The following is a 14,891-nucleotide window of genomic DNA, read 5'->3' as shown; positions in this document are numbered from 1 at the left end:
TGCCCCTCCTTCTTTTTCACGAATAGGGTTGAAAGCTGGTTTATGCCGATTCTCCCAAACAATGAATATCAGCTCTATGTATCATTTATATGAAATTCACCCTTCATTATGCTGGAGATGGTGCCGCTCCCTAAAAAAAAGACATCAACCAACCTTGGCTATGATGGGGATTAATGAAGAAAATTAAAACATTTGAAGGAGAAAAAGGTGAAAAGATATCTATTGAGGATGTAGCAATTCAAGATACCCTCAGAGTGGAAAATCAATAAAAAAGGGGACCGATATCGGCCCCCCTTCTTTTAGTGTCATCCAATTATATGGTAACCAGAATCCACATGGATATTTTCCCCGGTAATTCCACGGGACATGTCACTTAATAAAAATACTGCCGTATCCCCTACTTCTTCAGGAGTCGTTGTACGACGGAGCGGTGCTTCTTCCTCAATCTTCTTTAAAATTGTATTAAAGTCACGAACACCTTTAGCGGATAAGGTACGGATTGGTCCGGCTGAAATGGCATTCACCCGAATGTTATCTTTGCCAAGATCACTTGACAGGTAACGGACATTGGCTTCAAGTGAGGCCTTAGCCACTCCCATTACATTATAATTTGGCATGACCCGTTCACCGCCAAGATACGTCATCGTGACAATGCTTCCACCTTCCGGCATGATTTCTTTCGCCGCTTTAGCGACAGCCGTTAAAGAGAATGAACTGATATTATGGGCTAGCAAAAACCCTTCACGGCTCGTGTTGACGAACTCACCGTCCAACTCTTCCTTATTAGCAAATGCGATACTGTGTGCCACGCCATGAATGATATCTGTTTCTTCCTTGATCGCCGCAAAACATTTTTCAATGCTTTCGTCTTTCGTTACATCACATTGTAAAATAGTGGAGGGCTCCCCTTCCAATGTAGAAGATAGTTCCCTAACGCTTTTTTCTGTACGGTCTTTTCCGTAAGTGAAAATCAGCTTTGCACCTGCTTTATGTAAGGAACGGGCAACTCCCCATGCAATACTTCTTTTATTCGCTACACCCATTATGACAAACGTTTTTCCCTCTAATGAAAAAGTCATCGTATGTGACCTCCTATTTTTAATACAAGTTATTAGTACCTGCTACTAATGACAGTATATCAAATTTCCTCTGATAAAAACACCGTTTTCTGAAGTCCCCTTGGAATATAGCTTCTCCAAGAAGGCCTTCTTTAGCTTATAGTAAATAACCCATGAATAATGTAGCCAATCCGAAATAAATCAGAATGCTGATAATGTCATTGATGGTTGTAATGAATGGTCCGGAGGCTACAGCTGGGTCGATTTTCATTTTATGCATGAGGAGCGGTACAAGCGATCCTGCGAGTGTGGCAACTACTAATGTTATGAAAATCGATATGCCGACCAATAAACCCAGCATTAGATCGTTTTGCCAAATATAAACGATTAAAATGCTGGCTATTCCACATGTCAGGCCAGTGATGAGACCAGTCCCCGCCTCACGCATGACCAGCTTCCACTTGCTTTCCTGCTCCAATTCCCCTGTTGCAATTCCCCGTACCGCCACTGCCAATGCTTGTGTTCCTGTATTGCCAGCCATGCCGCCAATCAATGGTATGAATACAGCCAGGATCGCTTTTTGACTAAGTGTCTCTTCAAAACGCCCAATCAGGCTAGCGGTCAATAATCCTAAAAACAAAAGAATGATCAACCAAGGCAACCGTTTCTTCGCAGCAGAATAGGGACTTCTATCAACATGATCAAGATCAGATATACCTGCCAATTTAGAATAATCATCGGATGCCTCTTCATCCATGACATCAATGATATCATCAACCGTAATAATCCCTAACAAATGGTTTTGGAAATCGACGACCGGCACGGCAAGGAAGTTATAGTCCCTTATTTTTCGTGCCACCTCTTCCTGGTCTTCGGATACAGGTACGGAAACTACCCTGTCATCCATTAAATCACCAATTAAAGCATCTTCATCAGCTATGATCAATGTCCTGAGCGATAAAACACCAAGCAGCTTCTTATCCTGATCGGTAACGAACACATAATATATCGTTTCCGCTTCCGGAGCTTCCCTTTTTAAGATTTGCATGGCTGATCGAGCCGTTTCGTTTGCTTCAATGGCAATGAACTCTGTCGTCATGATACTTCCTGCCGTAGATTCCTCATAGTTCAGAAGCTCCTGGATTTCACTTGCCGCTTCATCATCCATGATGGTCAAATAGCTGACGGCCTGCTCATCATTGATTTCATTCAGGACGTCTGCCGCATCATCCGCATACATATGGGAAAGCATAGCGGCTGCGTAAGAAGGATTCATTTCAGCCAATAGGCTTTCGTAATTCTCTTCATCTATTTCTATATTTTCAAAAAGGTCCGCCATTTCTTCCGGTGACAAATATGTGTAAACGACGGATCTGAATTCATCTGACAAGCTTGTGTAAAATTGAGCCTGATCATACGGATGCATTTCAAGGAACTCCGTACGGAACTGATCCAGATTTTCCGTTTTAAGCGCTTCAAGCAAAAGCTCGTTATTCATTTGACTACTCTCCCGCTCCTGGTCCTTCATCTCCTCCATAACCATACACCTCCTAAAATATATTTTTTCATTTCCTCGTTTATATTTTATTTTTTTAAATAATACTATACTAATACCATAAACATAGACAAAACAAACAAAGGGTGTGTCAAATGAACATCGATATCATAGGGGACATTCATGGATGTTTCGCCGAATTCAGGCAGCTGACGGAAAAAATGGGCTATACGTGGGAGACTGGGTTTCCAGTACATCCCTCTGGAAGGATTCTCGGCTTTGTAGGGGATTTAACCGATCGCGGCCCAGATTCCCTTCAAGTTATCGAGGTTGTCCATGAATTAGTCATTAACCAAAATATTGCTAGGTATGCCCCAGGTAACCACTGCAATAAATTGTATCGGTATTTTTCAGGCAATAAAGTTCAAATATCACATGGTTTAGAGACTACAGTAGCTGAATATGAGAATTTAAACAATCGGGAGCAGAAGAAAATCCGAAAAAAATTCCTGGATCTGTATGAACGGTCCCCACTCTATCATCTCATTGATGATGGGCGATTGATCATTGCCCATGCAGGAATTCGCAGTGATTATATTGGTCAATACAGCAGTAAGGTAAAAACCTTTGTCCTCTACGGGGATATCAACGGCTCCAAACATCCAGATGGGTCTCCTGTCAGGAAGGACTGGGCCCAATCCTATAAAGGGGAAACCTGGATCGTGTATGGACATACGCCAGTCCCTGAAGCTAGACGAGTCAATCATACATACAATATTGATACAGGCTGCGTCTTCGGTGGAAAACTAACGGCTGTGCGTTATCCCGAAATGGATCTTCAAGAGGTGCCTTCGACCATGCCATATATAGCGGAAAAATTCAGGACGTCCTTTGATTAACCAAAAAAACTCGCCATCTTGGTGAGTTTTTTTGGCATCTATCGATTTTTTTCATAATCCTGAATTCAGTTCAATGAGAGCCGGTTATACGTCAGGAATCCCAGCCCTTACTTCCCTCGAGCAATCGGGTCATATCTTCAGGTAACTCTTCTTGAAACAACATCATCTTCTTTGTGAAAGGATGTAAAAATTTCAATTCAAAACAATGAAGGGCTTGACGAGGGATACTGCTCCTGCTCCCTCCATATAAATCATCACCAGCCAGCGGGTGACCCATATGCGCCATATGTACCCTGATTTGATGTGTCCGTCCTGTTTGGAGTTCCAAGTTAAGGAATGTATGGGACCCAGTGTGTGCCAATACCTTAAATAGGGTACGGGCATACCGTCCATCCTCCCTGACTTCCCGTTCAATGATGCTGGTCGACTTTCGTCCGATTGGCGCCACTATCTCTCCTTCAGGTCCGTCAACGGTGCCTTCAGCTATGGCTTGGTATCTCCGTTTTACCTGACCTGATTTTTGTTGTTCACTTAAAAGATGATGGATATGCCGATGCTTTGCAATTAAAACCAGACCCGATGTGTCGCGGTCAAGCCTTGTAACAATATGGATCGTTGCCCGTATTCCCGTCTTTTGATAATAACCTGCCAAGCCATTGGCCAGACTGCCGTTGGGATGCTCCCGGGAGGGAATGGTATTCATGGAAGGAGGCTTGGCCACCACCAATACAAACTCATCTTCATACCTGACATTCAGGGGGATGGGTTCTGGCAAAAGGCCTTCACTTCCCTGCTCCGGTGGAAATATGACGGTGACGGTGTCGCCAGTTTCAATTCGTTCCCTTACGGTTACTTCTACGCCGTTCAACTGGATATAGCCACCTTTAAACTTGATATCCGTTAATGCTCGTTTTGAAATATCGCATTTGCTGAGAAACTCTCGCAATAAAGAGCCAGAATCCTCTTCAAAAACCGACCAGGTCAAAGAAAAGTTTTGATTTGACATGAGGTGAGTCTATCTCCTTAGTTAGCAATAAATGAATCATGCACTCTTTTCCAGAAAGGAAAAGGGCGGAATCTGGCAAACCGGATCTTTTCATCTGCCACTCGGCACTGTATCGACTTTACATCTTCCTGAAGCAGGGTCAAATGGTCAATCGTAATTTGAAAATTGACTGCATTGACCGGCCTGAACATGCACGTATGATGAGCCGGCAGCAGAAGAGGCGATCCGACCGTCCTAAATACCCGGTTGTTAATGGATGCCAATTCGGTAATCTGGATGGCATCGATTGATGGATGGACGATGGCACCACCAAGCGCCTTATTATAAGCCGTGCTTCCGGATGGTGTCGCAATGCATAAACCATCTCCACGGAATGTCTCGAAATGCTGTCCGCGTATTTCAACATCCATGACGAGCGTACCTTCAACACTTTTGACTGTCGATTCATTCAAAGCCAAAAATCTGGTTTCCCGTCCACCATGCTGATAACGGACGATTGTTTCGAGCAGTGGATATTCCACAATTTGAAATGGGGTTTTTGCTAACGCTATCACCAATTTTTCAATTTCATCAGGGGTCCAATCCGCATAAAAACCAAGATGTCCTGTATGTACTCCAACAAAGGCGGTTTTGTCCAATCGATTCTTATAACGGTGAAAAGCGTATAATAAGGTGCCATCACCACCGACAGAAATGACAATATCCGGCTGATCTTCGTCATATTCCAAATGAAAGTCCTGAAGATACGTTCGCATCCTTTGCATTAAAGTATTCGATTTCGCATCTCCTTTTGACGTAATCGCAAATTTCATATTATCCCACCTTACAATTTAGATTTCTTCCTGTTCCATTTATCAGTTTAAGAATCTTTCTTCCGGGAAAAAAGACGCTGTGCTTCCTGGATTTCCGTCCGGATTTGCGACATCTCTGCATCAAGCAGGAAGGCCGCTTCCGCTGCGCGTTTCAACCGCAGTTGAATATCTTCCGGGAAAATGCCTTTATATTTATAATTTAAAGAATGTTCAATCGTCGCCCAAAAATTCATCGCAAGTGTCCTGATTTGAATTTCGGCAAGTATATTTTTTTCGCCATGGATCGTCTGGACCGGGTAGCGGATGACAACATGATAAGAACGGTAGCCGCTTGCTTTTTTATGGGAAATATAATTCCTCTCTTCGACTATCTCGAAGTCATTGCGACCCCGTAAAAGTTCAACTACCTGTTCGATATCATCCACGAACTGGCACATCATGCGAAGTCCTGCAATATCCTGAATTTCGGTTCCCAATTTATCAATGGGAATATCCTTCTGGCTCGCCTTATCCAAAATGCTGACAATCGGCTTTACCCTGCCTGTTACAAATTCGATCGGCGAGTGAATATTCTCTCTCTCAAACTGTTTCCTTAATCCCTTAAGCTTAACCTTTAATTCTTCGACAGCCTGAGTATATGGCGCCAAGAAATCGTCCCAACTCTCCATTGCCACACCACCTATATCTATCTAAAAAGCGTCTGTTCAACTCTGGTATGGGCAGAACGCTCTCCTATATCCAGCAGTACCAAGCCTTACTGCAATTCACCGCTGGATCCTATTCAATCTTACTCTAAAACAAAAAGTATGTATAAATTTCTCTATATACGGTAATCCATTTCTTGAGTTCAACGTTTATATTTTATCATATCCTGCAATTGATTCCTAAATATTCAAGTACAATACAAAAAAATTATTGCATTCAATTTGACAGCTGGAATTGTTCTTATATGATTAACCTAAGATTCAGCCAGGAAGGAAGGAAAACATGAACCAGCATATTGAAATAGAATTTAAGAATCTCTTAAGCGAAAAGGAATTTCGTCAACTGATCGATTATTTTCATATCGTTGCATCGAACTTTAAATCACAGAAAAATCATTACTTCGATACATTAGAATTCCATTTGAAAAATCAGGGCTCTGCACTAAGGATCCGGGAGAAAAATGGTCGATACGAGCTGACTTTAAAACAGCCTGCTACAGAAGGATTATTGGAAACGAATCAAGATATCCCTGAAGAGGCCGCTTATGCGTTTCTGAATCATAACACTTTCCCTGAAGGCGAGATCCAACATCTTATTCTTGAATGCGGAATTAATCCAAAAGACTTTACCTGTTTTGGGACACTAAAGACGGACCGTGTTGAATTTCCTTACAAAGATGGTTTACTTGTTTTAGATCATAGTTCGTATGTGAATCAGGAAGACTTTGAACTTGAATATGAAGTGACGGATGCAAAAGCGGGGAAAAAAAATTTCCTGACCCTCCTTGAAACCCTTCAAATTCCCGAAAGGGAAACCGAAAATAAAGTTAAGAGGTTTTATCGCGCCAAATTCCAGGAATAATCCTGTTTGAACCATAATCGGAGGTGGAGAGTTTGAAAGTCCAAGATTTCAAAACTTTTATGGAATTGCAGGCAATCCAGCAATTCACAAATGGCAACATCACAAATAATGATTCATCTCGATCCATTTTCCAGGACATGCTGTCGGAACTGGTTTCGGGTGATGCTCTTGAAGGCACTTCGCAGACATTGGGTTCCTTATTAACCAATGTGGAAACGGAAACGAAGTCCTTTCTTCAATCCGGCAGCCTGAAATCGAACCCGATAGCCACTGCATATACTAACAATGAGTCCAGCGAAACCGGCACAAATTACAATCAAATCATCAGCCAGGCGGCCAGTTTATATAATCTCCCGGAAAAACTGATAAAGTCGGTCATTAAACAAGAATCTAACTTTAACCCCGAAGCCACCAGTTATGCTGGTGCAACTGGCCTCATGCAGTTAATGCCAGCAACTGCAAGGAGCCTTGGAGTTGATGATCCCAGCGATCCGGAACAAAGTATCATGGGCGGGAGTAAATATTTAAGTCAAATGATGGCCCGTTATGATGGGGACATCAAGGTTGCACTTGCTGCTTATAATGCAGGACCAGGAAACGTGGATAAATATAACGGCATTCCTCCCTTTAGAGAAACCCGGAATTATGTTCAAAAAGTGTATGGCACATTTTCAAGCTAATGAAAGCTGACCCTGATATTATTGGCGGGTCAGTTTTTTCATGTCTACATATTTCGGAGACCGCTGGACAAAATGTTAAAGCTACCTAAAATGCGGTCTATCCCGTACATTCCCCTGTGTCATACTACAGATGTAAAATTTTCTTCAAGCTATATATTTGTTATATCAGGACGTCATTGATAAAATATGAATAAATATCAACCATCTTTCTTTAAAAGGAGTAATCAACATGATGCAAGGGAACCCTACACCATATGAATTAATTGGAGAAGGGCAATTACACAGGTTAATTGATGTGTTTTACTCCAACGTTAGTCAACACCCGGATCTGCAGCCGATTTTCCCTGACGATTTAACTGAAACGGTCCGTAAGCAAAAACAATTTATGACTCAATATTTAGGTGGTCCCTCTTTATATACGGAAGAGCATGGCCATCCTATGTTGCGGGCTCGACATATACCTTTTGAAATTACACCAGATCGTGCGAAAGCATGGCTCTCATGCATGTATCAAGCTATGGACGAAGTGGGCCTTGAGGGTGAAATTAGGGAATTTTTCTATCACCGCCTTTATTTAACGGCACAGCATATGATCAATACATCCGGAACTGACGGGAAAGGAGAAGACAGTTGAGCGCACATAAACCAGTTTTCAATATTTCCGATTGGATCAAGACACAGCATTGCTATGATATAGGAAAAAAGCCAATTGAAATTTATGTTTTTGTTGATCCGCTTTGTCCCGAATGCTGGGGCTTAGAACCGATTATTAGGAAATTACAGATAGAATATGGTCAATTATTCAGTTTACGCCATGTTTTAAGCGGTAAAATCGATTCTCTTAATATGGGGAAAAATAAAAATTATGAAAACCTTGCTCAAGTTTGGGAAAAGACAGCCAGCCGCTCGGGAATGTCCTGTGACGGAAGTCTTTGGTCTGAAAACCCGATCTCTTCTCCTTATACAGCTTCCATCGCAATAAAAGCAGCGGAATTGCAGGGCCGTAAATTGGCCATTCGCTTTTTAAGGCAGCTTCAAGAATATGTATTCATAGGAAAAAGGGATATATCCAATATTGAAGTCTTGACCGAGTGTGCCAAGACGGTTGGATTGGATGTGGAGGAATTCCTTTATGACATCAATTCTTCCAGTGCAGCCAAGGGTTTTCAATGTGACATGAAAATCACCAGCGAAATGGAAGTGACTGAAATCCCTTCCCTTGTTTTTTTCAATCAAAATATTGAAGAAGAGGGAATAAAAGTTTCGGGTGTCTATTCTTACGAGGTATATGTTCAAATTTTAGAAGATATGCTGAATGGCCTTCCCGCCCCTGCCAAACCACCCTCCCTCGAAGAGTTTTTAAGCTGTTTCAAACTAGTGGCCACAAAGGAAATCGAAACGGTTTATAACATGAACAAGAATAACGTCGAGTTGGAAATGAAGAAACTTGTTTTAAAACAGTTGGCAGAGAAAATTCCGGCTAAATATGGGACGTTTTGGAGATATACAAAGAAGCAGTCATGAATTTGACTGCTTCTTTGTTGTTTAAAAAGGGAAAAACCATGCAAATCAACGATTGCATGGTTTTTTTATAAGAAATAAGGGGATGGGAGAAATTTTTTCACGATCAAACAAAGGGGTATAAGTTTGTTTGTGATTCACTTCACAATAAATAATATAACAGATTACCCATTTATGTTTCAACTATATGTGCAACTTTTCACAAATTGTTCACAATATATATTTCCCAATTATTATAACCCCTTCTTGTATCTAGCAAAATAAGAGCCTCATTTTGCTTTAACGGTATAAGTGCATTTGATATATGATATTGAAAATGGTATGAATTTAATTGTGAAAAATATCACAACACTGATTATATCTTTATTTTTCATTATCTAAACTTGCTACTTTTGTTACACCGGCATCAATTCAATCCGTTTAATTTATCAGCAAATGAAAAACCCCGGCAAATCGCTAAATTTGCCGGGGTTTTCATCTATTTATACGAAAAAGGGGATGGGAGAAATTTCACGACGAACAAACAAAGGGGTATATGTTTGGATGTGATAACTTCTATATCTGTACTATAGCAGATTATACACATTAATTGCAAGAACTTGTGCGCAATTTCACATTATTGTCATATTCTTAGAATACTGCTTATTTTGAAACATAAAATCTAATAAAAAAGCAGATGATCTTTTATCCTGCTGCCAGGTTGGAGGTGGCCAAATTGAAAGGCTTTATTCTACTTATACTCTTGATAGGGTCGCTATTCGTCCAGCTACTCGGTATCATGAACCTCATTCCTCTGTATTTTACCTCCCCTATTTTATTTTTTGTTTTCTTCATTATTCTTCACAGCTTAAATCAGAGAAACCGCTTTAAAGGATTATAACGGATATCCATATTAGATGAAAAGGAACCCGAAGCCATTCGGGTCCCTTTCACATCCTACTTATTCAAAAGCTCTTCCAACTCATTTAATTTTTCTTCGAATACATTCATGGCTTCTTGTACAGGCTCGGCTTTTGTCATATCGACGCCAGCCTTTTTGAGTACTTCAATCGGATAATCTGAACTTCCAGATTTCAAGAACTCCAGATACCTTTTGACAGCAGGCTCTCCTTCTTCAAGGATTTGCTTGCTTAAAGCTGTTGCTGCACTGATTCCGGTCGCATATTGATAAACATAGTAATTATAATAGAAATGTGGAATACGTGCCCATTCCAAACCGATTTCTTCATCAATGCTCACATTCTCGCCAAAGTATTTCTTGTTCAGCTCATAATATTCCTTAGTAAGCATATCCGCTGTCAATGCTTCCCCATTTTGAGCTTTAAGATGAATGGTATGTTCAAACTCTGCAAACATCGTTTGGCGGAACAATGTTCCACGGAAACCTTCTAGATAGTGATTCAATAAATAAATGCGTTTCTTTTCTTCTTCGATTGTATTAAGTAAATAATCATTCAACAGGTTTTCATTACAAGTCGATGCAACTTCCGCTACAAATATCGAATAATTCCCGTATGGGTATGGCTGGTATTTACGCGTATAGTAGCTATGGACCGAATGCCCAAACTCATGAACGAGCGTGAATAGGTTATTGACGTTATTTTGCCAGTTCATTAAAATATATGGATTCGTCCCGTATGTACCAGAAGAATAGGCACCGCTTCGTTTCCCTACGTTTTCATGTACATCGACCCAACGGTTTTCAAATCCCTCTTTCAAAACATTCAAATAGTCCTCACCAAGCGGAGCAAGACCCTTTAGGACATAATCTTTGGCCTCCTCATATGTCACTTCCATCTTCACTTCTTTTACAAGAGGAGTGAATAAATCATACATATGAAGTTCATCTAATTCGAGTACTTTTTTACGTAAATCAAGATAACGGTGCAGTAAAGGCAAGTTGTCATTGACTGTTTTAACGAGATTATCATATACGGTCTCCGGAATGTTATTGCTACTTAACGCCGCTTGGCGTGCTGAATCATATTTTCGTACTGTGGCATTGAAATTATGGTTTTTCACCTCTCCTGACAGGGTTGAAGCAAACGTATTACGGAACTCACCATACTTGCTGTATACCCCTTTAAATGCCTCCTCACGTACACGTCGATCATCACTCTCAAGAAAACGGATATACCTTCCGTGAGTTATTTCCACTTCATTTCCCTCTTCATCCTTGATGGTCGGGAATTTCAAATCAGCATTGTTAAGCATACCGAAAGTATTGCCTGATGAATCGAGTACTTCTGATGCTTGTGCCAATAATTCTTCCTGCTCGGCAGATAAGATATGGGGTCTCTGAAGATTAATTTCCTCTAAAGAATGTTTATATAATTTCAATTCTTCTTTTTCTTCTAAAAACCCTTCCAATTTGCTTTCGTCAATACTCAATAACTCAGGAACCATATATGAAAACGCAGCTGCTGCCTGGGCGTATAAAGCTTTGGCCCGATCCTCCATCCCTTGGTAAAAAGGATTGGTTGTATCTTGGTCATTGCGCATATGTGAATAAGAATAAACTTTCCCAAGCTTCTCGAATACTTCATCTTGGAGTTGAAGGGCTGCAAATAATTTTTCTGCGCTTTCGCCCAACGTCCCTTTATGTGCCTCCGCTTTCTTGAGGTCTTCCTTCACTACTTTGAAGGCAGCTTCCCAATCTTCTTCGGTGGCGAAGATATCTTCCAATCTCCAAGTATCCTCTGCAGCTATTTCACTTCTTGAGGGTAATGCATTCACTTTTGTTTCCTGTGCCATAAAAATTCCTCTCCATTCTATAGAAAACTCGCCAATCAGCTAACTCATTAAACCGGATTGAACGCTGCAATTATGCATACGGCATTCATGCTTTCTAAAAGTTTTTAAATCTTTTTCTTATTACTATTTCTCCAATAACAAAAATAATCCTGCCATTTCATCTGAATTCAAGATAAATAGGGATGTTCTCCCTGATTATACTGGATATTCCCCTTTTCCAGCATCAACTTATGCTTATCATAGAAAAATTTTTCCATCATTTGAACTTGATCACTGTTGAAGGGAAGGGAAAATTCCTTCTCAACTTTAAAAACCCCCTCTTCCAACTTTGATATGTAACCCATGTGCTCCAATAACTTAATGTATTGACCTACAGGGTACTCCAAGGGTGGTTTTTCATGAAGCAATGGCAACGGCCTGAACTTTATTTCCCCTTTTTTTGAACACTTCTTAAAAAAGTGGATAATATTCGCCATGAAAATCTTTTCCCCTATTTTTTTCTCTTGAAACACATCCATGTAAAACCATGCCTGCCATTCAATCGGGGCTGTTTCGATCAAAAGCATCCCTCTGACTGGAACACCCACTTCAATGGGAATTGTCGCAGGTGTAATATGATGTAAATACAGTTCTTCGAAAAAAGGATTGGTTCTACGTGCAGTTTTCACACGATGGAGGGACCAGTCTTTTCGTTTATATCTCCAAGCAGGCAGAAAAGGGAAACGAAAGCTGTTTTGGGGCAATGCCCGACTAGGGGGAAGGAGTGTTAAGGAAGCTGAAGTCAATTCGGCAAATACGGTTCTAGGGGTGAAGGGAGTGAGGTTCTTCAATACTGATAAATGATTAGTTTCCGGGCAATACATCCAAAGAAACGGATGGTGCCAGCTGCCGCTGACAAAGAGCCATTGGAAACGGGATAAACTGAATTCATACATGCTTTTCCTTTTTAGGCGTTTTGCAGCGAGGATCCAGATTGGCTTGATGCCCACGCTTTGATAGGCTCTTGTCCGTTCAATGAATTCAACCTCCGGGATTACGGAGCATTGAAATTCTATTGCATAGCGATTCCCCCCTATCGTAGCTAAGATATCAGCCCTTTTCTTAATTTCGGGAAAGTAGGCTTCTAAATCCACTTGATAGCCGTGTGATAAAAACCACTGAAACAATTTTCTTTTTCCCATTAAGTGATAGGCGGATTCCGGTTCTGAAGAAGCACGGCATGAAGAATTATTTTTATGGGCGAAATGCGGGATCCTGACGTTTCCTGCTTTGATGGACATTTCCATCTTGCAGCACGGACAGTAATAATTTGCTGACTTTCTCCATTCAGCAAGCACGTTTGCCGATATCCTTTCAGGAAGGGTCATCCAAGTCCCATCTTTCTTTATCGCAGTTAGCATACATCTCCTCCTCATCCACTACATTCGCTTGCAACGCTAAGGATCCCTTCCTTTTAATAAAAAAAAATGCCAGATCGGCATAAAGGAAAGTTAATTTCTATAGAAGGGGTGAAAGCAATCGGCAAGTTGATTCCAATACTTTCAACCCGAAATTCCGTTTGGAAAATGCAACAATTTCCACCTCTTGGGATACCTTTATATCTTCCAAAAAATCATTTACAAGCTGTTGTGTACTTTCCGTCCGGTAGAGAAAGGCATTGACTTCGAAATTCAAGTGAAAGCTTCTCATATCCATATTGGTTGTCCCAATTGAAGCCAGTTGGTCATCAACGATGATGATTTTACTATGCATGAAGCCCTCATTATATTGGAATATACGAACTCCCGAAGCAAGCAATTCGGGAAAATAGGTTCTCGAAGCATGAAATACTATATGCTTATCGGGGTTCTTTGGGACCAGCAGCCTGACATCCAAACCACTTAAAGCAGCTACCTTCAATGCTTGAAAGATATCGTCGTCAGGAACGAAATAGGGTGAGGCAATCCAGACGGACTTTTCTGCAGAAGTGATCATCTTAAAAAAAATGCTCTTAATGATCGTCCACTCACTATCAGGCCCGCCGCCAATCAATTGAACTCCACCATGCTCATGATGCACCGGCACGCCAGTCAAGAGATATTCATCCGTTAAAAAACTATTATTGGTGCTATAATACCAATCCTGCAGAAATATGATCTGTAAAGTCCTGACCGCTTCCCCTTTCACGATAAGATGCGTATCACGCCAAGAACCGAATTTCGGATCATGACCCAAATATTCATCCCCAATATTGAGGCCACCGATGAAACCGACAGAGCCATCTATCACAATTATTTTACGGTGATTACGAAAGTTGAATTTATTATTTAATAAAGGGAGATGCAACGGACCAAAGGCAACCATTTCGACCCCTGCATTCTTCAGTTCATCGATATAAGAGCGAGCTAACTTCCATGAACCAACCGCATCATAGAGAAAACGGACTTTTACCCCTTCTCTTACTTTTTGTATCAAGACATCCTTTAGCACACCGCCAATGCGGTCATCCCTAACAATATAATATTCTAAATGAATATGATGTCTGGCTTTTTTTAATTCTTCGATGATATTGGAAAATGTCTCCTTACCATTCCTTAAAATCCGGGTTTCTGTCGTAAATGAAATAGGGCTATTCCCTAGCCTATTTGCAAGAGTGAATAATTGCTGAGAGTTCTCGCCCATTTCCTTAATTCGATCATTATATTCCGCTTCGCCGCTTAATTTCACGAATCTTTGCTTATCCAAAAAGTACTTCTTGCGAAATATCCTTTCTTTCCGAAAATTACGGCCAAACAAAAAGTAAAATAAGAAACCGATGAAAGGGAAAGCGCCAAAAATAACAAGCCATGTAATGGTCTGTATGGGATCCCGATTTTCCAGGAAAATGATAAAACCAATTATCACCAACAAAAGGGTCAATATAAGGCTAGAATAAAAAATCAGCCCGCCACTGACGTCATTTGTTAGAAAATACCAAATTCCGACCAACAAGAGAATAAGCAGACCGATGCCAACTATATTCTTCACCTAGACTACCTCCAATTAACAAACACAGGCACATGTAAAAAACCTCCCTGCCTAAGGTAAAAAAAATTTATTCTAGGACGAAAAGGCCGATTTC

At 40.8% G+C, this 14,891-nt stretch carries 13 protein-coding genes; 5 read left to right on the top strand and 8 right to left on the bottom strand.

Annotation, left to right across the window (positions count from 1 at the left end):
• Positions 1–305: 305 nt before the first annotated feature.
• Complete coding sequence (gene fabI, locus ABIE66_RS06590) at positions 306–1,079, bottom strand: enoyl-ACP reductase FabI (RefSeq protein ID WP_289324130.1); 774 nt, start codon at positions 1,077–1,079, stop codon at positions 306–308.
• Positions 1,080–1,215: 136 nt separating this feature from the next.
• Complete coding sequence (gene mgtE, locus ABIE66_RS06585) at positions 1,216–2,586, bottom strand: magnesium transporter (RefSeq protein ID WP_289327257.1); 1,371 nt, start codon at positions 2,584–2,586, stop codon at positions 1,216–1,218.
• Positions 2,587–2,708: 122 nt separating this feature from the next.
• On the opposite strand from mgtE, the gene prpE reads away from it, so the two are divergent.
• Complete coding sequence (prpE, locus tag ABIE66_RS06580; RefSeq protein WP_370014245.1) at positions 2,709–3,452, top strand: bis(5'-nucleosyl)-tetraphosphatase PrpE; 744 nt, start codon at positions 2,709–2,711, stop codon at positions 3,450–3,452.
• Positions 3,453–3,543: 91 nt separating this feature from the next.
• Here prpE and ABIE66_RS06575 read toward each other — a convergent pair whose 3' ends face one another.
• Genes ABIE66_RS06575 through yjbM form a run of 3 tightly spaced genes read right to left on the bottom strand, consistent with a single transcriptional unit; the run spans position 3,544 to position 5,938 of the window.
• Positions 3,544–4,458, bottom strand: a complete 915-nt coding sequence (locus tag ABIE66_RS06575) for an RluA family pseudouridine synthase (RefSeq protein WP_289324128.1) — start codon at positions 4,456–4,458, stop codon at positions 3,544–3,546.
• A 17-nt stretch (positions 4,459–4,475) separates the two neighbouring features.
• Positions 4,476–5,270 (bottom strand): NAD kinase, encoded by a 795-nt coding sequence (locus tag ABIE66_RS06570; protein WP_289317452.1) that lies wholly within the window; start codon positions 5,268–5,270, stop codon positions 4,476–4,478.
• 47 nt (positions 5,271–5,317) lie between these two features.
• Entirely contained in the window at positions 5,318–5,938 is a 621-nt protein-coding gene (yjbM, locus tag ABIE66_RS06565) for a GTP diphosphokinase (protein ID WP_289317453.1), read from the bottom strand.
• A 319-nt stretch (positions 5,939–6,257) separates the two neighbouring features.
• On the opposite strand from yjbM, the gene ABIE66_RS06560 reads away from it, so the two are divergent.
• The 4 genes from ABIE66_RS06560 to ABIE66_RS06545 all read left to right on the top strand — a co-directional run bounded on the left by ABIE66_RS06560 (position 6,258) and on the right by ABIE66_RS06545 (position 9,040).
• Complete coding sequence (locus tag ABIE66_RS06560; RefSeq protein ID WP_370014244.1) at positions 6,258–6,836, top strand: CYTH domain-containing protein; 579 nt, start codon at positions 6,258–6,260, stop codon at positions 6,834–6,836.
• Between the two features lie 23 nt (positions 6,837–6,859).
• Positions 6,860–7,516, top strand: coding sequence for a lytic transglycosylase domain-containing protein (locus ABIE66_RS06555; protein ID WP_370014243.1), 657 nt, complete (start codon positions 6,860–6,862; stop codon positions 7,514–7,516).
• A gap of 229 nt (positions 7,517–7,745) precedes the next feature.
• Positions 7,746–8,150 (top strand): globin domain-containing protein, encoded by a 405-nt coding sequence (locus ABIE66_RS06550; protein ID WP_289317456.1) that lies wholly within the window; start codon positions 7,746–7,748, stop codon positions 8,148–8,150.
• Entirely contained in the window at positions 8,147–9,040 is an 894-nt protein-coding gene (locus tag ABIE66_RS06545) for a ClpXP adapter SpxH family protein (RefSeq protein ID WP_370014242.1), read from the top strand. The genes ABIE66_RS06550 and ABIE66_RS06545 overlap by 4 nt, the downstream gene beginning before the upstream one ends.
• 933 nt (positions 9,041–9,973) lie before the next feature.
• On the opposite strand, the gene pepF is transcribed toward ABIE66_RS06545, so the two are convergent.
• From pepF to cls, 3 genes are all read right to left on the bottom strand, one after another.
• Entirely contained in the window at positions 9,974–11,791 is a 1,818-nt protein-coding gene (gene pepF, locus ABIE66_RS06540) for an oligoendopeptidase F (RefSeq protein WP_289327255.1), read from the bottom strand.
• Positions 11,792–11,958: 167 nt separating this feature from the next.
• On the bottom strand, positions 11,959–13,191 hold the full coding sequence (locus ABIE66_RS06535) for a competence protein CoiA (protein WP_370014241.1): 1,233 nt from the start codon (positions 13,189–13,191) through the stop codon (positions 11,959–11,961).
• Positions 13,192–13,288: 97 nt separating this feature from the next.
• Positions 13,289–14,797, bottom strand: coding sequence for a cardiolipin synthase (gene cls / locus ABIE66_RS06530; protein ID WP_370014240.1), 1,509 nt, complete (start codon positions 14,795–14,797; stop codon positions 13,289–13,291).
• Between the last annotated feature and the right edge of the window lie 94 nt (positions 14,798–14,891).

It is taken from the genome of Peribacillus sp. B2I2 (genome assembly GCF_041261685.1).
Taxonomy (GTDB): Bacteria; Bacillota; Bacilli; order Bacillales; family DSM-1321; genus Peribacillus.
The sequence above is the reverse complement of the archived record's forward strand: the minus strand, read 5'-3'. Positions and strand labels throughout refer to the sequence as shown.